The organism is Allorhizocola rhizosphaerae (assembly GCF_003426775.1).
GTDB lineage: Bacteria > Actinomycetota > Actinomycetes > Mycobacteriales > Micromonosporaceae > Allorhizocola > Allorhizocola rhizosphaerae.
On sequence record NZ_QJUG01000024.1, the window covers coordinates 14,572 to 30,419 of the forward strand.

The 15,848-nt window shown below is 69.1% G+C and carries 19 protein-coding genes; 5 read left to right on the plus strand and 14 right to left on the minus strand.

What is annotated here, in order from left to right; translation table 11 throughout:
• Nucleotides 1-77 precede the first annotated feature (77 nt).
• On the plus strand, nt 78-971 hold the full coding sequence (locus tag DM816_RS07030) for a hypothetical protein (protein ID WP_117209330.1): 894 nt from the start codon (nt 78-80) through the stop codon (nt 969-971).
• On the opposite strand, the gene DM816_RS07035 is transcribed toward DM816_RS07030, so the two are convergent.
• Both DM816_RS07035 and DM816_RS07040 read right to left on the minus strand, forming a co-directional pair.
• Complete coding sequence (locus DM816_RS07035) at nt 950-1,804, minus strand: amidohydrolase family protein (protein ID WP_117209331.1); 855 nt, start codon at nt 1,802-1,804, stop codon at nt 950-952. The genes DM816_RS07030 and DM816_RS07035 overlap by 22 nt on opposite strands.
• Complete coding sequence (locus DM816_RS07040; protein ID WP_117209332.1) at nt 1,801-2,745, minus strand: aldo/keto reductase; 945 nt, start codon at nt 2,743-2,745, stop codon at nt 1,801-1,803. The genes DM816_RS07035 and DM816_RS07040 overlap by 4 nt, the downstream gene beginning before the upstream one ends.
• Nucleotides 2,746-2,862: 117 nt before the next feature.
• Here DM816_RS07040 and DM816_RS07045 point away from each other — a divergent pair, with 117 nt between their 5' ends.
• Nucleotides 2,863-3,666: a helix-hairpin-helix domain-containing protein gene (locus tag DM816_RS07045; RefSeq protein ID WP_117209333.1), complete on the plus strand. Its 804-nt coding sequence runs from the start codon at nt 2,863-2,865 to the stop codon at nt 3,664-3,666.
• Entirely contained in the window at nt 3,663-4,646 is a 984-nt protein-coding gene (locus DM816_RS07050; protein ID WP_117209334.1) for an OmpA family protein, read from the plus strand. The genes DM816_RS07045 and DM816_RS07050 overlap by 4 nt, the downstream gene beginning before the upstream one ends.
• 165 nt (nt 4,647-4,811) lie before the next feature.
• On the opposite strand, the gene DM816_RS07055 is transcribed toward DM816_RS07050, so the two are convergent.
• Together DM816_RS07055 and DM816_RS07060 are read right to left on the minus strand one after the other, a co-directional pair.
• A complete protein-coding gene (locus tag DM816_RS07055) occupies nt 4,812-5,099 on the minus strand; it encodes a DUF1905 domain-containing protein (protein WP_117209335.1) in 288 nt (95 codons plus the stop codon).
• Nucleotides 5,100-5,121: 22 nt separating this feature from the next.
• Nucleotides 5,122-6,039, minus strand: a complete 918-nt coding sequence (locus DM816_RS07060; protein ID WP_117209336.1) for an AraC family transcriptional regulator — start codon at nt 6,037-6,039, stop codon at nt 5,122-5,124.
• Nucleotides 6,040-6,173: 134 nt separating this feature from the next.
• Here DM816_RS07060 and DM816_RS07065 point away from each other — a divergent pair, with 134 nt between their 5' ends.
• Both DM816_RS07065 and DM816_RS07070 read left to right on the plus strand, forming a co-directional pair.
• Nucleotides 6,174-6,959, plus strand: coding sequence for an SDR family oxidoreductase (locus DM816_RS07065; RefSeq protein ID WP_117209337.1), 786 nt, complete (start codon nt 6,174-6,176; stop codon nt 6,957-6,959).
• Between the two features lie 304 nt (nt 6,960-7,263).
• Nucleotides 7,264-8,586, plus strand: coding sequence for a C39 family peptidase (locus tag DM816_RS07070; RefSeq protein ID WP_117209338.1), 1,323 nt, complete (start codon nt 7,264-7,266; stop codon nt 8,584-8,586).
• An 8-nt stretch (nt 8,587-8,594) separates the two neighbouring features.
• Here the strand turns inward: DM816_RS07070 and DM816_RS07075 are convergent, their stop codons facing one another.
• The 10 genes from DM816_RS07075 to DM816_RS07120 are packed head-to-tail and all read right to left on the minus strand — an operon-like array spanning nt 8,595 to nt 15,829.
• Entirely contained in the window at nt 8,595-9,332 is a 738-nt protein-coding gene (locus DM816_RS07075; protein WP_117209339.1) for an ABC transporter permease, read from the minus strand.
• A 2-nt stretch (nt 9,333-9,334) separates the two neighbouring features.
• Nucleotides 9,335-10,195 (minus strand): ABC transporter ATP-binding protein, encoded by an 861-nt coding sequence (locus DM816_RS07080; protein ID WP_117209340.1) that lies wholly within the window; start codon nt 10,193-10,195, stop codon nt 9,335-9,337.
• Nucleotides 10,196-10,204: 9 nt separating this feature from the next.
• Nucleotides 10,205-10,504 carry a winged helix-turn-helix domain-containing protein gene (locus DM816_RS07085; protein WP_117209341.1) on the minus strand — a complete coding sequence of 100 codons (300 nt, stop codon included), beginning with the start codon at nt 10,502-10,504 and terminating at the stop codon, nt 10,205-10,207.
• Nucleotides 10,497-11,144: a transporter gene (locus tag DM816_RS07090; RefSeq protein WP_117209342.1), complete on the minus strand. Its 648-nt coding sequence runs from the start codon at nt 11,142-11,144 to the stop codon at nt 10,497-10,499. Before DM816_RS07090 ends, DM816_RS07085 begins: the two co-directional genes overlap by 8 nt.
• A gap of 22 nt (nt 11,145-11,166) precedes the next feature.
• Complete coding sequence (locus DM816_RS43650; protein ID WP_211588577.1) at nt 11,167-11,364, minus strand: hypothetical protein; 198 nt, start codon at nt 11,362-11,364, stop codon at nt 11,167-11,169.
• A 42-nt stretch (nt 11,365-11,406) separates the two neighbouring features.
• Complete coding sequence (locus tag DM816_RS07100) at nt 11,407-12,411, minus strand: LacI family DNA-binding transcriptional regulator (RefSeq protein WP_162907197.1); 1,005 nt, start codon at nt 12,409-12,411, stop codon at nt 11,407-11,409.
• Nucleotides 12,408-13,358: a 1-phosphofructokinase family hexose kinase gene (locus tag DM816_RS07105; protein WP_117209344.1), complete on the minus strand. Its 951-nt coding sequence runs from the start codon at nt 13,356-13,358 to the stop codon at nt 12,408-12,410. Before DM816_RS07105 ends, DM816_RS07100 begins: the two co-directional genes overlap by 4 nt.
• The gene (locus tag DM816_RS07110; protein ID WP_117209345.1) at nt 13,339-13,923 is read right to left on the minus strand and encodes a P-loop nucleotide/nucleoside kinase family protein; all 585 of its coding nucleotides are present in this window, start codon (nt 13,921-13,923) and stop codon (nt 13,339-13,341) included. The genes DM816_RS07105 and DM816_RS07110 overlap by 20 nt, the downstream gene beginning before the upstream one ends.
• Nucleotides 13,899-14,861: a hypothetical protein gene (locus DM816_RS07115; protein ID WP_117209346.1), complete on the minus strand. Its 963-nt coding sequence runs from the start codon at nt 14,859-14,861 to the stop codon at nt 13,899-13,901. The genes DM816_RS07110 and DM816_RS07115 overlap by 25 nt, the downstream gene beginning before the upstream one ends.
• Nucleotides 14,862-14,863: 2 nt before the next feature.
• Nucleotides 14,864-15,829, minus strand: coding sequence for an ABC transporter substrate-binding protein (locus DM816_RS07120; RefSeq protein ID WP_162907200.1), 966 nt, complete (start codon nt 15,827-15,829; stop codon nt 14,864-14,866).
• Nucleotides 15,830-15,848 lie beyond the last annotated feature (19 nt).

Sequence of the window (15,848 nt, forward strand, 5' to 3'; positions counted from 1 at the left end):
AGCTGAATTGGCTAGGCTGGCCCGCTATGTGGCCCTTCAGCAAGAAGAAGCAAGCGACATCCCCTTCGACACGAATAGTGAGCGACCCGTTTCTCGGCGACGCGACCGCCCGGCGGCTGCGCGAGGCGCTGACTGCCCGCAATTGGGGGGTTGCCCGCGACATCCTCACCGCGCCGATGAGCAACGACGATCGTGCTTTCTATTTTGAGATTTCAGCCGGTACCGACGGAGTCCAGGATTGGATCGAGGGCCCCATCCGGGACGAGCCCCATTCGACCCTGCCGCTGCTGGTGCGTGGCACGCACGCGGTCTTTTGGGCGTGGGACGCGCGTGGCGGCGGCCAGGCCGACACCGTGGGCGAGGACCAGTGGAAGGTGTGGTTCCGCCGGCTCAAGCTCGCGGAGGACTGCCTCGACGAGGTGACCGAGCGTGACCCGAAATGTGTTGAGGCGTGGTGGTTCCTGACCATCCTGAGCCGGGCGCGCCAATTGCCCAAGGATGAGCTCTGGCGGCGGTTCAACCGGCTGCTCGAACTCGACCCGTATCACCACTACGGGCACGACCAGATGCTGCAGGGCCTGTGCAAGAAGTGGAGCGGCAGCCACGAGGAGATGTTCGCCTTCGCACGCAGCCGGGCCGCCGCCGCGCCCGGCACCGCGTTGCCGGCGCTGATCGCGACCGCGCACCTGGAGTTCCGGTTCGACAACGGCGGGCATGAGTATATGGAGCGCCCGGAAGTCGGCGACGAGATCGTGGCGGCGGCGCACCAGTCGATCTGGCATCCGTCATATCGGCCGACGCCCGCCTCGCCCCACCTGTGGAACCGGTTCGCACTCGCGTTCAGCCTGTCCGACCGCTTCCATGAGGCCGAGCGGTGCTTCCAGCTGATCGGTGACAACCTGCACACCGACGGCACATGGGATCTGGACTATTTCCTGAAGCTGCGCGACTACGTGCGGGGCAATTTGTAGGCGCGGGTGGCCGTTTCGGTGAAGACGGCCTGGTGCAGGGAGGGGTCGAGCAGCTCGCGCAGGGTGTCCAGCCAGCGCTGATAGGTCGAGGCCAGCAGGCACACCGGCCAGTCGGAGCCGAACATCAGCCGGTCCGGGCCGAACAGGTCGAGCGCGGTGTCGACAAAGGGTTTGAGGTCGGCCGCGCGCCAGGAGTCGTGGTCGGCCTCCGTGACCAGGCCCGAAAGTTTGGCGAAGACGTTGGGCTGCTTGGCGAGCGGCTCGATCGCTGCACGCCACTCGGCGAGGCCGCGGGCGCCGTCGCGAATGGACGGTTTGCCGAGATGGTCGAGCACGAACGTGAGCTCGGGCGTTGCGGCGGCCGCGGCGGCGCACGCCTTGAGCTGGTCCACCCGCACGACCAGATCAAACGCGATGCCCCGGCGGGCGAGGGTCCGTAGGCCCGCGAGAACCGTTGGGCGGTAAAGGTATTCGGGGTCGGACTCGCCCTGAATCTGGGAGCGGGCACCGACCAGGTAGCGATTGTAATTCTGTTCAGGCGAAGCCGTGCTCTCGGGATCACCGTCGTCAGGCAGGCGCGGGTCTTCAATGTCGCACCAGCCCACGACACCCGCGATCTGGTCGTGCTGTGCGGCTAGGGTCAGAAACTCGTCCACTTCGGACTCCTGGCAGCGGCCCCCCTCGACCAGGATCGTGCGCGTGACACCGGTTTCGGCGAGGATCGGGGCGAGGTCGGCCATGGTGAAGGTGCGGCGGATCGCGGGGACCTCGTCGAGCCATGCGTAGCCTTTGGACAGATCCCAGAGGTGGTGATGGGTGTCGATGATAGTCACGTCAGGCGCTCCCAGAGCTCGGCGGGAATAGGGTGGGCCATCATCGCCACGGCGTCATCGACCTCGGCGGCGGAGCGGACGCCCACGATGACGGACGTGATGGCCGGATGGGTGAACCCGAACTGGATCGCGGCAGCGCGAAGCGGTACCCCGTACTCGATGCAAATGGTTTGCAGCTCAAGGGCTTTGACCAGGCGGCCGGCCGCGACGGGCGAGTAGTTGTCGGTTGCTCCGGGTCTTGGATCGGCCAGCAGGCCGGACTGGAACACGCCCGCGGCGATGACCGCGATGCCGCGTTGGGCGCAGAGCGGGAGCAGTTCGTCGAGCGCGGAGCGGTCGAGTAGGGTGTATCGCCCGGCGAGCAGGAAACAGTCGAAGTCGCCGGCGTTGGCGAAGCGCACCAGCATGTCGGCCTGGTTCATGCCTACGCCGATCGCTCCGATGACGTTGCTGCTTCTCAGCTCGGTGAGCGCACGACAAGCCCCCTCGATCGCCTCGTCGAAGTGGTCGTCGGGATCGTGGATGTGCAGGATGTCGATGCGGTCGAGGCCGAGGCGGGCCAGGCTCTGCTCGAAGCTGCGCATGACACCGTCATAGGAGAAGTCGAAGCGCGGCACGATGCCCGGCTCGAGCCCGGCCCAGATCGGCTGCGCACCGTCGTCACCCTCGGTCAGGAGTCGTCCCACCTTTGTGGACAGCACAAAGTCGTCGCGCTTTGTCTGGGCGAGCACCGCTCCGGTGCGCCGCTCGGACAGGCCGTGTCCGTAGAGCGGGGCGGTGTCGAACAGGCGCAGGCCGTGGTGCAGCCCGCGCGCCACGGTCCGCGCGGCGTCGTCGTCGGACACGGGCGCGTAGAGTCCCCCGATCGGGGCAAGCCCGAGACCGAGCCGGGTGACGTCGAGCCGCGTCCGTCCTAACGGGACGCGTTCGGCCGGGTCCATGGGCCCTCCATCGAAAGGTCGGATGTCTCGACCCTACATGGTAACTTCCGCCGAAGTGTGGGATGCTTTCCGGCCGGAGCTGGCACGCAGGCACGGGGTCGCGGAGGGCAGTAAGCAGTGGCTTGGTTCATCGGCCAGTCGATCCTGATGATCGCGGCGGCATTTCTGTTGGGATTGTTGGTCGGCTGGATCATCTGGGGCCGATTGTCAGTGGGTCGTCGCAGCGCCACGACGGCGCCGGTTGCGGCCATCCCCGAGCCGCGTACCTCGCCTGAGAATTCGGCACCCGACGACGACACCGGTGAGCGGGCCAAACCCGTCGCACCGGTTGCCATCGCCGAAGGCACCGAGCTCGTCGTTGCGCCGTCCACCTCGCCGGAACCCTCCGCTGAGCCGTCGACTGAGCCGGCCGCCGAGCCCTCTGCCGAGCCGGAGCGAGTCGCAGCGGTCGCCGTCGCCGAACCGCAACCCGCCGCCGAGCCCTCCGCCGGGCCTGCCACTGAGCTGTCCGCCGAGCCGGAGCCCGTCGCAGCGGTCGCCGTCGCCGAACCGGAACCCTCTATCGAGCCGGCCCCGGTCGCTGCCGCTGTCGTGGCGGCGAAGCCGCCCAGCAAGCGGAAGTCCCGCAAAGCGGCGGCGATGCCGGAAGACGGCGTCGAACCGGACGACTTGGAGCGCATCGAAGGCATCGGGCCGGCGATGTCACGGGCGCTGATCGCGGCGGGCATCAAGACATACGGCCAGCTGGCCGATGCCGGCGAAGACGCGTTGCGCGACGCTATCCAGGCGAAAGGGCTGAAGTTCGCGCCGAGCCTGGTGACCTGGTCGCGGCAGGCGCGGCTGCTCGCCGACGGGGACGAGGAGGGCTTCGCCGAGCTGACCCGCCGTCTGGTCGCGGGCCGGGACGAGGGCCGCGAATGAGCAGGCGGCGCCTCTGGATCGCGGCAACGACGGCGGCCGTGGGGTTGGCCGCGATCGGTGTGGCCCAGGGCATCCCCAACCGGCACTCCATCGAGGCCGACCTGACCAGCCGTTCGTCGGCCGCGCTTGAGGCGGCCGGGGTGGGCGCCGCGGAGGTGAAGTTCGTCGGGCGCGACGGCTCGGTGGTGGTGCGCGACGCGTCCCATGTGGACCGTGCGCGCTCGATCGTCGAAGGTGTTCAGGGCGTGCGCGTGGTGGCAGTCACCGGCCCGCAGGCCCTGCGACGCGCACCATCGGTCACCGTGACCGTCGACGGTGGACGGACCAGGGTCGCGGGCGTGGTCCCGTCGGAGGCAGCGAAAGCGACGCTGCTGACGACGTTGGCCGCACAGGGCGAACTGACCGTCGATCCGGGTGTGAGCGACACCCACCTGGCTGACCTGCCCGACGTCGTGCGCGCACTGGGCACCACCGCCAAGGGCGTGACCATCGAGCTGCGCGACGGCCGGATCACGCTGGCCGGCACGGTCGAATCGGCGGCCGCACGCGACGCGGCCGTGGCTGCGGCGGGCCGGATCGCGGGCGCCGCCAACGTGACGAGCCGGCTCGAAGTCGTGGCCAAGCCGCCGGAGGTGGTGCAGCGCGCGCTCACCGACCTGCCGCAGATCACGTTCGAGAACAACAGTGCCACGCTGACCGCCGAGGGCCAGGCGGCCGTGGCGAAGGCCGCCGACATCCTGCGTGACAACCCCACCGCGCGGGTGCGCATCGAGGGCCACACCGACTCCAACGGCACACCCGAGTCCAACCTGAGCCTCAGCCAGGCCCGTGCCCAGTCGGTGCGCGATGCACTTGTGGCGCTTGGCATCGCGCCGGATCGGATGACGGCCGAGGGATTCGGCGAGAGCCGCCCGCGCGTACCGGATGACAGCCCGCAGAATCAGGCGCTCAATCGCCGGGTGGAGTTCATTCTCCTTTAGGCTCTGGTCTTTGCGGGGGTCGATTGAGTGCAGGATCCCGGATATTGCGTCGGTTTCGCGTGCGCAGCGACATTAATCCCGGATGTTGTCGTGTGGTGCCGCGTGGGCGACAACGTTATCCCGGATATTGCGGTGAAGGCCGGATTCTGCTGGGCGCTGAGGCTGTCAGGCGTCGACGGTCAGGTGGATGGTCACCGTGTCGCCGACGTCGAGGCGTTCGGCGTTGCGGACGGCGAGCTTCACCGGCACGATGTAGCGGCCGTCCTTGGGGAACAGTGAAGTCGTCCACCGGGAGCGGCCTATCCGAGCCGTCACCGGGATCATCCCCCAGCCGTAGCTTACGGACGCGGCTGTCTGTTCCAGGTCGCGGCACTGCTCCTCCGGCACGGTGAGGAAATGCCAGGGCGCCGGGCCTTTCCAGAACCACATCTCACCGCTGAACTCCAGATCCATCGCCACAGGATAGTGCCGCCGCCTACCTACGGGCCCGGGCGTCGGCTCGGTAGCGGCCGGGTGGTTGTCCGTGGGTGCGGCGGAAGGTGCGGGCGAAGGCGAACTCGGAGTCGTATCCGACCCGGTCGGCGATGACCGACAAAGGCTCGGTGCTGTCGCGCAGCAGCAGTGCCGCCGTGGTCATGCGCCAGCGCGTGAGGTAGGTCAGGGGTGGCTCTCCGGCCAGCGCGGCGAATCGGCGCGCGAACGCGGCGCGGGACAGTCCCGCTTCGCCCGCCAGTTGGGCCACGGTCCACCGGCGCTCCGGCGCCTGATGGATCAGTGTCAGCGCCTTGCCGATCTGTGGGTCGTGCAGCGCGCCGAACCAGCCTGCCATGTCGTTGCCGTGCCGCCCGTGCCACGTGCGCAAAATGTAGACCAGCAAAACGTCGACGAGCCGGCGGGTGATGTCTCGTGTGCCCGGGCTGGGCGCGTCGAGTTCGGCGGTCACCAGCCCGACCGCCGCCTCAAGCGCGCCGCCGTGTGCGGCGGGGAGATGCACCACCCGGGGCAGGGCACGCAACAGCGGGTGGCTCAGGCCGGCCCCGAAATCGTAGGCCCCGCAAACAACCACGGTCTCCGCGCCGCTTCCGCCGAGCGTGATCGTGCGGGATCCGTCATGCCGGCCCGGCATCCCGGCAAACGGCTCACCCACGCGGCCCGGCTCGTCGCCAACGAAGTATGGGCCGCTGTGCGGCAGCAGCGTGACATCACCCTGCCTGAGCTGTACCGGATCGGTGCCGTCCTCGACACGCAGCCAGCAGGAACCACGCACCACGATGTGGAAGCAGGCCGCCTCGGACGTGTCGTTGCGCAATCCCCATGGCGCGCGGGCGATCAGGCGGCCGGAGATGCCACCGCCCAGGCTCGTCGCGGCCAGCACATCGCTGAGGATATCCACGGCCCGAGCCTAGAGCCCGATGAGACGATCTGCTAGAAAACCGAGAGCCTTCATCATGGCCCGTCTCAACCGGTCGGGCATAGCCTCGCCAACAGGCCGCGAACAGGCGCGGCCCAAGTCAGGGGGAGGAAACCATGCCACAACTGCCACTTCCGCAGTCCTTGGCGGGCAGCACCGTGGTCGTGGCGGGCGGCAGCTCGGGCATCGGCCTGGCCGCGGGCGTCCTGCTGCGTACCGTCGGAGCCAGGGTTGTTGTTGTCGCTCGCGACGAGGCAAAGCTTGCCGCCGCTGTGGAAAAGCTTGCGGCAGCGGGCCCGGACGCGAATCAAGCAGTGGTCGGCCGGACGGCCGACGCCTGCGACGAGGACGAGCTGCGCCGCGCGCTGGAGCCGTTCGACGCCATCGATCACGTCATGGTGACCGCGGGCACGCTGATAATGGGCCCACTCACCGAAATTGACCGCAAGGCCGGCAGCATCGTCGTCGACAGTCGATTGTGGGCGGCCTACTCGGCAGCGCGGGTGACCGAATCACGCCTTCCCGAGGGCGGCTCGCTCACCTTCGTCTCGGGTGACTTCGTGCGACGCCCCGTGCCCGGCACGGCGTTGGCCGCGGCCGGGCTCGGTGCGATCGAGGCGCTCACTCGCGGCCTGGCCGTTGAGCTGGCTCCGCGCCGGATCCGCGTCAACTCGATCCGAGCCGGTGGCACCGACACCCCACTGATCCGTTCGTTCCTGGGCCATGGCGCCGACCCGACCAGTGAGTCCGCGGATGCCGCGATCGCCGCGATGGGCGCCGCGTCGCCTTTCGGGCGGCTTGGCACCGCCCAGGAAGTCGCGGCCGCGGCGTTGTTTCTCATGGCGAATCCCTACGTCACCGGGAGCATCCTTGCCGTCGACGGCGGCCAAACCCTGGCCTGACTGTCGCCCTCGCCGTTGCCGGGCAAGCGAAACGCCGCCAGTGACTCGGGTGGCACCGGTGAGCACTGGCGGCGCGGGCGGACTTCCCGCGCCGTTGGCCGGGATCGAAGCGGGCCTGGGTGATGGTCTGCGACCAGTCGGGGCCACGCTGGCGATCCGGTTGGCTCGGACGTCCTTGGCGCTAAACGATACATCACCCGAAACCCACGCGCGAATTGACCACATTGGACCGGACGGCGTGGCCCGACGCATGGAGAAAAGTTTCAGTCTTCTGTGATTGTTTGACAAGAGTTATATTCACGGTGTGAAGATTTCACACCTCTCTATCGCCGCGCTCTCGCTGGCGCTGCTGGCCCCGGCAGCACCCGCGCAGGCAGGCACGCCCGTCGTCGAGCACGACGAACAGATCACCTTCCAGTCGTGGGAGTCCTATCGGGACTGGCGCGGCGGCACACACGAGGGCACGTTCGCGATCCCCGGGGTGCGCACGGGCATCACGATGTCGCGTCCTATGGGGACGGTGGACTACGCCGACCCGCACAGCGGCATCACGAAGACGTGGGCTTACTCGACCTGGACCTCACCGGTCACCCAGGTCGGGTTCCTCGCCAGCGAGCTGGTCCCGTCGTGGAACGCGGACACGCCCGAGGGCACGTGGCTGCAGATCGAGATGCAGGGCACGTACAACACCGGCACGCTCACGCCGTGGTATGTCATGGGCCGCTGGGCATCGTCCGACGAAGACATCAAGCGCACCAGCAAGAACCGCCAGGGCGACCCGTGGTCGACCATCTGGACCGACACGTTCTCGATCGACGACGTGGCCAATGGCGTGATGCTGCAGGCATACCAACTCCGGGTCACGCTGTATCGCGCGCCTGACCGGTGGCAGGCGCCGCGCATCTGGATGCTCGGCGCGATGAGCTCCTCCGTGCCCGACCGGTTCACCGTGCCGCTCAGCCGTGGCGGCATCGCGTGGGGCAAGGAACTGCCCGTGCCGCCGCGCTCACAGATGATCCACCGCGGCAACTACCCAGAGTGGGGTGGTGGCGGACAGGTGTGGTGCAGCCCGACCTCGACCACGATGGTGCTCGAATACTGGGGCAAACGACCGTCCGAAGAGGACACGTCGTGGGTCGCGCCCGGCTACACCGACCCGCAGATCCCCCACGCCGCACGGATGACGTGGGACTTCGAATATGAGGGCGCGGGCAACTGGCCGTTCAACACGGCCTATGCCGCGACCTACGCGGGCATCGACGCCCGCGTGACCCGGCTGCACTCGCTCGACGAGGTGGAGCGGTTCATCAAGGCCGGAATCCCGGTCGTGACAAGCCTTTCGTTCCTCGCCAGCGAGCTTGACGGCTCCAACTACGGCACCTCGGGGCATCTGTTCGTCATCGTGGGCTTCACCGACAACGGCGACGTCATCGTCAACGACCCGGCGTCATCGTCCAATGCGGAGGTTCGCAACGTCTACAAGCGCGACCAGCTGGAGACGGTCTGGCAGCGCACCAAGCGGATCAACTCCAGCGGCGGCGTGTCATCCGGTTCCGGTGGCATCGTGTACCTGATCAAGCCCTGGTGGAAGCCCTGGCCACACGTGCCGGGGTCCAGCAACTGGTAAGAACCGCGCTATCGGTAGCGGCGGCCTTCGTCTCGGCGATAGGCCGCCGCACCGGCGACCGCGAGCACCACTGTCCACACGGCGAGCATGACCACCGCCGTGGTGTTGGGCTGCCACCCGCCGGCCGACGCCCACAGCAGCTCAGCCGCGCCACGGGTGGGCAGGAAGGGCGAGATCGGTTCGAGCCAGCCGGGCGCCTGCCCGGGAGCCGACATGAGCCCGCCGCCGAAGGCGAGCGGGAAGAACAGCAGCTGCGCCACTGCCAGCGCCGCCTTGGACGGCAGCGCGTAGCCGATCGTCAAGCCCAGCAACGTAAACGGGATCGACCCAGCCAGCAGCGCGCCCGCGGCGAGGGCGAGCCGGCCCGGTGTCGCGGTCGCCTCCGTGGCCACCGCCGCGATGACGAGCACCGGCAGGAACGAGAGCACCAGGAACCCCGTGCCGTTGAGAATCCGACCGGCGAAGCGGGGGAAGGAACCCGCCGGGAGGGTGCGCACATAGGGATCCCAGGGTTGGGCCCGGTCCTCGGCAACGCCTATGCCGTAGCTGAAAATGCACGTCGTCGATGTCGCGAACACCACCATCGACGCCGTGGCGTAGGTGGCCGCCGCGGCATTGTCGCCCACAATGGGTACCACAAAGAAAATCATCGCAGCGGCAGGGAAGAACATCGCGCCGATCACGGCGATCGGGATGCGGATGGTTTCCAGGAATTGATATCGCGCATGGGTGATGACGAGGGACATGCTCAGCTCTCCTTGGACGTCAGCGTGAGGAAGGCTTCTTCGAGCGAGGCCGCGTGGATCTCAAGGTCGCGGAAGGCGACACCGGCCGTCACCAACTGGCGCACCAACGCATCCGAGTCGGGCGTCATGAGGTGGATGCGGCCGTTGTCGCGATGCTCGGAGACGACCGCGTCGAGCCTGGGGACATGCTCACCGCTCAGGCTCACCCGGCGCAGCGCGACAAGATTGCGCACCGCGTCGATCGTGTCGTCGGCCAGCACCCGGCCACCGCCGATCACCACGACCCGGTCGGCCAGCGCCTCGATCTCCTCCAGGTAGTGGCTCGTGAGCAGGACCGAGCCGGGGAACTCGCGGATCGCCTCCCACAGCGCCCGGCGGGCGGAGACGTCGAGCCCGGTGGTCGGCTCGTCCAGAAACACCAACCGGGGTCGGCCGACGAAAGCGAGCGCCACGGCGAGGCGGCGCTTCTGCCCGCCGGAGAGCCCGCCGGTCTGTCTGCGCGCCAAGTCCGACAGGCCGAACCGCGCAAGCAGCTCGCCCCGCGGCACCGGGTCGGGATAGTGCGCCGCGACGAAATCGACGCACTCGCCGACCCGCAGCGTGGACGGAAGGCCCGTCTCCTGTGGGGTCACACCGATGCGCAGCCGACGCGCCGGGTCGCCCGGATCGCCGCCGAACAGCTCCACCCGGCCCGACGTCGCCCTGCGCAGGCCGATGAACAGGTTGAGCAGTGTCGTCTTGCCCGCGCCGTTGGGGCCGAGCAACCCGACGATCTCTCCATTGTGGACATCGAGCGAAACCTGGTCGAGCGCGAGCACGTCGCCGTAGCGGCGGCTCACGTCGATGGCCCTTGCGAGTGGCATTTTGCACTCCTATGTGGATGGTGGGGGCAAGAGCGCGCGCACCGCGGCCGTGTATTCCTCGAAGGCGAGCCGGCCGCGCCGGCTCAGGCACACCAGGGTGGTCGGGGTGCGCCCGGAAAAGGTCTTGGTGACCTCGACATAGCCGGCGTCCTCAAGCTTGCGCAGGTGCACGGAGAGGTTGCCGGCGGTCATGCCCAGAATCTCCTGCAGGCGTGGGAAAGCCAGCTGGTCACCCTCGGGCAGGGCGGACAGTGCTGCCACCACCCGCAGCCGGGCCTGGGCATGGATCACCGGATCAAGCTCACTCATTTGGCCGCCCGGCGGGGCGCCGGCGGAGCACGAGGCCCAGCAAGAGCATGACCGCGCCACCGGCGAGCGAGATGACCAGCGAGTGCCAGCCGGGCCCGAGCGCGGTGCCCACGACGTTGACGAGCGTGAGCCAGACGCCCAGCCCGAAGAGCAGGCGATCCTGCCAGACGGCGCCACCGGCCATGTGCAGGGCGCCGGTGAGCCCGACCGCGACCGTCGCCCACAGCAGGCCGACGTTTGGCGGGGACAAGCCGTCGTCGAAGCGCTGCAACGTCAGGCCCATGCCCGCGAAGGAGACGAACCACGAAAAGCCATACATCGCACCCTGCACCGAGGAGCGGCCACGCACGTGACGAGAGGTGCGGCCGGCGAGCACGCCCGACACGATCGCGGCGCCGATGAGCAACGTGAACAGCACTGCAAGCGGCAGCCAAGCGGGCATCGCCACGAGGACCGTGCCGCCCGGACCGTGCCGCAGGAACATCACGCCGAAGCCGACCAGCCAGGCCACTCCCCATGGGCCGTGGTAGACCAGCGGATCGGGCGAAAGCTGCCGCTCGGCCGCCTCGCGCTGCTCCGCGATCATCCGCAGCGACTCGGCGGGCGACGGTGGTGGCGGATCCTCATCGATGGGGGTCATGCCAACTACTTTAAACTACAAACTAGTTTGCCGCAACGACGGCCGGTAGCGGATGCGACCGCCGACGGTGCAAGGTGATCGACTGGTTCTCCGGGGCAACGGCCAGACCGCGCGTGCGCGTGCAGTGCACCTGCAGCTCGTGCCGATACGGCTCGACCAGCCGGCGGAACGCCTCACCGTCCCCGTCCCGCGCCTGCGCCACCAGCTCCTGATCCCTCATACATGGTTAGACACCGCGAGGGCCGGAAACTGGTCGGCCTGTCTAGGGAGCGGGCGGAAGTTCCCCGGAGCCGCGCACGATCAGCTTGACCGGGAGCACCACGCGCCGGGGTGGGCCCTCGCCACCGGCGATCCGGTCGAACAGCAGCGCGGCTGCCTGCTGGCCCATCCGGCGCGGGTCCTGGTGCACGGCCGTGACCGGCGGGCTCAGCGATTCGGCGCCCTGCAGGTCGTCGAAGCTCACGTGCGCCACGTTCGTGCGGTCGCGCTGGTGCAGCGCCCGCACCACGCCCAGCGAACTGCGCGCGTTGGCCGAGAACACGGCGGTCGGCCCGTCGGACAGGTCGAGCAGCTCGGTCATGGCCGCCGTGGAACTCTGCTCGCCCATGACATCGACCCGGATCCACTTGTCGTCCGGCGGGATGCCCGCGTCGAGCAGGGCCGCGCGGAACCCCTGATAGCGCAGCCTTGTGGTGTAGACGTGCAGCCGGTCGCCGACGAAGGCGATGCGCCGGTGACCGTGCTCGATCAGATGGCCGACCGCGAGCTTGGCCCCGCCCTCGTTGTCCACCAACACGGTGTCCGACTCGAACCCGATCGGCGGCCGGTCGACGAACACCGTGGGCACGCGCACCGGCGACTGCGCCAGATAGGAGTGGTCGCCCGAGGTCGGGGTGATGACCAGGCCCGCAACCCGCCGGTTGGTCAGTCCATTCACGACGGTGCGCTCGTTCTCCGGGGCGTATCCGGCGCTCGTGATGACCACGAACATGCCGCGCTCCCGGGCGGCCTCCTCGACCGCGCTGCTCACCTCGGCGAAGAACGGGTCGGCGATGTTCTCCACGACGAGCCCGATCGCGTCGTCGCGGCCCACGCGCAGCGAGCGGGCGGCCGCGTTGGGGTGGAAGCCCAGCTGCCGGATGGCCTCGCGCACCCGTTCGGCCGTGGCCGGTGCGACCGCGGGATCGGCGTTGATGACCCGCGACACGGTCTTGGGGCTGACCCCCGCCAGTTGCGAGACCTCCCGCACCGTCGGCCGCCGTGTCACGCCACCACCACCTGCGCCGCGATCTCGTGCGCCCGCCCCGGGTCCACTCCCCCGGCGAGCTCCTGCTCCACCGAGGCGCTCGCCGTGCCGACCGCGAAGGCGATCGCGTGCAACGGCTCGCTTCCGGATTCCAGCGCCTCGGCAAGGCCGCCGACAAACGAATCTCCGGCGCCGATGGGATTTTTGACATTTACCGGTACGGCAGAAAGCCAGAACACTTTTTCGCCGTCTCCAAAAGCGGTCCCAGCGGCGCCCGCCGTCACGGCAGCGGCGGCCGCACCCCGCGCGCACAGCAGCTTCACCGCCGCGCGCGCTCGGTCCGGCACATCCGGGCTGTCCTCGGCGACCGACTCGTCCGGATGCCCGTGCAGCACGCCCTCCGCCTCGGCCAGGTTGGGCGTCACGAAGTCGGGCCCCGACGGCAGTGCGGCCGCGAGCGCGGCGCGCGCCGCATCGACCACGACCCGCACGCCGGCCCGGTGCCCGATCGCGACCAGCCTGCCGTAGCCGTCATCGGGCGCACCGGGCGGCAGGCTTCCGGTGCACACCAGCGTGGCGTGCCGGCCCGACGCCAGCTCGGCCTCGATGGCCCGCTCGTAGGCGGCCCAACCATCGGCGGGCACCACCGGGCCGGGCTCGTTGAGGACGGTCACGCGACCGGATTCTTCCAGATAGATGGTGGCCACCCGCACCTCCCCGGCGACGGGCACGCCCACGAAGTCCAGCGGCTCGCGGGCCAGCAACCGGTCGAGCTGCGCGGCGTCGACGTCGGGCAGGAAGCCCACGAGCGTGGCCCGCTTGCCGAACGCTGCCCGCACGCGGGCCACGTTGATGCCCTTGCCGCCCGCGGTCACGACCGCGTGCTGCGGGCGCAGCACGTGGCCCGGCCGCAGCTCGGGCAGGCGCACCGTGCGGTCAACCGTGATGTTAGGCGTGGCGATGAGCACCTGGCGTCTCCTTCAGCACGAGATCCACCTGATCGGCAAGGGTAAGCGTGGTGTCGACGGAGATGTGCGGCACCACCGGCGGGTCGAGCGCGCTCGATGCCAGGAACGCCTCGATATCGTCCAGCTTGCGGCGGTCGCGTGGGGCGTCGCGGCGGGCGAGCCTGCGCATCAGCTCGCCGCGCGGCACGGACGCCCACACGAGCACCACACGATCCTGCAGCCGTTGCGAAAGCCCCCGCCACGCGTCCGCATTGGACCGCTCCGCGGTGAACGGCGCGACGAGCACGACCGGCACACCGACGTCCAGGCAATCGGCCGCCACACCGAGCAGTGCCTCATACGTCGCGTCACGCGTGGCCGCGCGCACGCGCGGGTCGTCCAGGTCGCCCGGTGGCGCGCCGACCAACCGGGCGATCACGGACGTGAGTGGTCCCGTCAGCACGTCCTGGTCGAGCAGCGCGGCCCGCAGGCGTCGCGCCAGGGCCGCGCCGAGCACGCTCTTGCCCGCCGCAGGCGCCCCGCACACGACCCACGCCTCCGTCATCGCCGGAACGACTCGTACCATGTGGCGGGCATGGCCTCGGCCACCTCGCCCACCGGGACGGCATCGCGCCACGGGCGGCCGTGCCTGCGCACGATTTCGTTGAGCGACACCAGCCTTTTTTGTGCGCGCGGCAACGCTTCCGCGTCCGACAGCGGCCCGACGGCATCGCCCCACACGGCCCGCCCGGCGATGTATCCGGACGCACCCGCCCGCGCGGCGATTTCCATCTGCTGCTCGAAGTCGGCGTACCCGGCGCCCTCGCTGAGCAGGACCCACGGCACGCCGCCCGCGGCCGAGTCGAGCTCCTCGCATGCCTGCGCCGAACCCGGGAACTGCATCTTGAGGATGTCCACCCCGAGCCGGGCGAACTCCGCGGCCGACGCGGCGATGGCCGTGGCTCGCGCCCGTTGCACCGCGGGGTCACCCGGGTCTTCACCCTCCAGCGGATACCAGATCGGCTCGACGATCAACGGCACCTGCCAGTGTTCGCACTGCACCGCCAGCTCGGCCACCAGCTTGCGCTGACCCTCGGCCACGTCGGCGAGCTCCGCCCGGTAGAACAGGAACAGCTTCACCCCGTCGGCGCCGAGGGCCGCGATCTTCTCGACCGTCCACTGCGGACGCAGGCGGGTCTCCAGCCCCCAACCCGTTGGGGTGTAGCTGAGTTGCTCGATGGGCGCGATCATGCCCACGCCGCCGGGCAGGGTGCGCGTGGCCACACCCTGCCCGAGCGACCACATCGGGTCGACCAGCACTGCGCTCGCATGCCTCGACAACGCGGCCAGGAGCTCCATTTTGGACTCCACGACGGTCGCATGCGGTACCAGAGAAATGTCTTTGTCAAAGAGTTCCAGGTAGTTTTCCGGATGGTCCATCGCGGCCACGAGGAAGAAGCCGTCGTCGCTGGCGAGCCTCGTCATGCGGCGGAGCTTGCCGAGCCGTTGCAAGTCGACGTTCATGTTCAGCAACTGCTCTTGTAGATGTACTTGCTCACGGCCGGGTCGGACATGTTGTCCTTGGTGACGATGAGCGACTCGGTGGCGATCTGCTTCTCGACGGTCGTGCCGCCCAGCGCGGCCGCCGCCTGGGTGATGCCCTGCACGCCGATGTCGTAGGGCTTCTGCGCCACGAGCGCCTGCACGTCGCCCGCCTGCAGCTGCTTGATCTGGTCGGGCCCGGCGTCGAAGCCGACGACCTTGACCTGGCCGCCCTTGCCGGCCGCGCGCACGCCGGTCGACGTGCCCTGCGCCGAGAACAGGTTGGTGGCGAACACGCCGATCAGGTCGGGGTTGCGCTGCAGTTCCGCCTGAACGATTTTCGCCGCCTCCTGCGGGGAGTTGTGCGAGTATTGCGTCGCGGCCGCGAGGGTGAAATTGGTGTACTTCGTCTTGACCGCCTCCTCGAAGCCCGCCACGCGAGCGTCCACGGAGGACACTCCCGGGTCGGTCGAGATGACGAGCACCTTGCCGGACGCGCCGTTGACCAGGGTGTTGAGCGCCTCGGCCGCCTTCGCGCCGCCGAGCTTGTTGTCGGTGGCGATGCGCGACACGCCGATGTTCTGGTCGTCGACGACCGTGTCCACGAGCACCACCTTGCTGCCCGCGTCCTGGATGCGCTTGAGCGGCGTGGCCGAAGCCTTGACGTCGTTGGGCGCCACCAGAAGCGCGGCCGGCTTGCTCGCCGCGACCGCGTCGATGAGCGGGTTCTGCAGGGTGGCGTCGAACTTGTCCGGCCCCTGCACGGTCAGGTTGAGCCCGAGCTCCTTGGCCTTCTCCTTGGCGCCGCACTCCATCGAGATGTAGAACGGGTCGCCCTTGACGCCGACCATCAGGACGACGTTCTTGTTCGCCGCGCCGCCGGTCGTTCCGGCCTCGGCGCAGCCCGCCAACAGCAGCAGGCCCGCCGCGACTATCGCGAATTTCTTCACTTTGTCCTCCTTCGTTGGA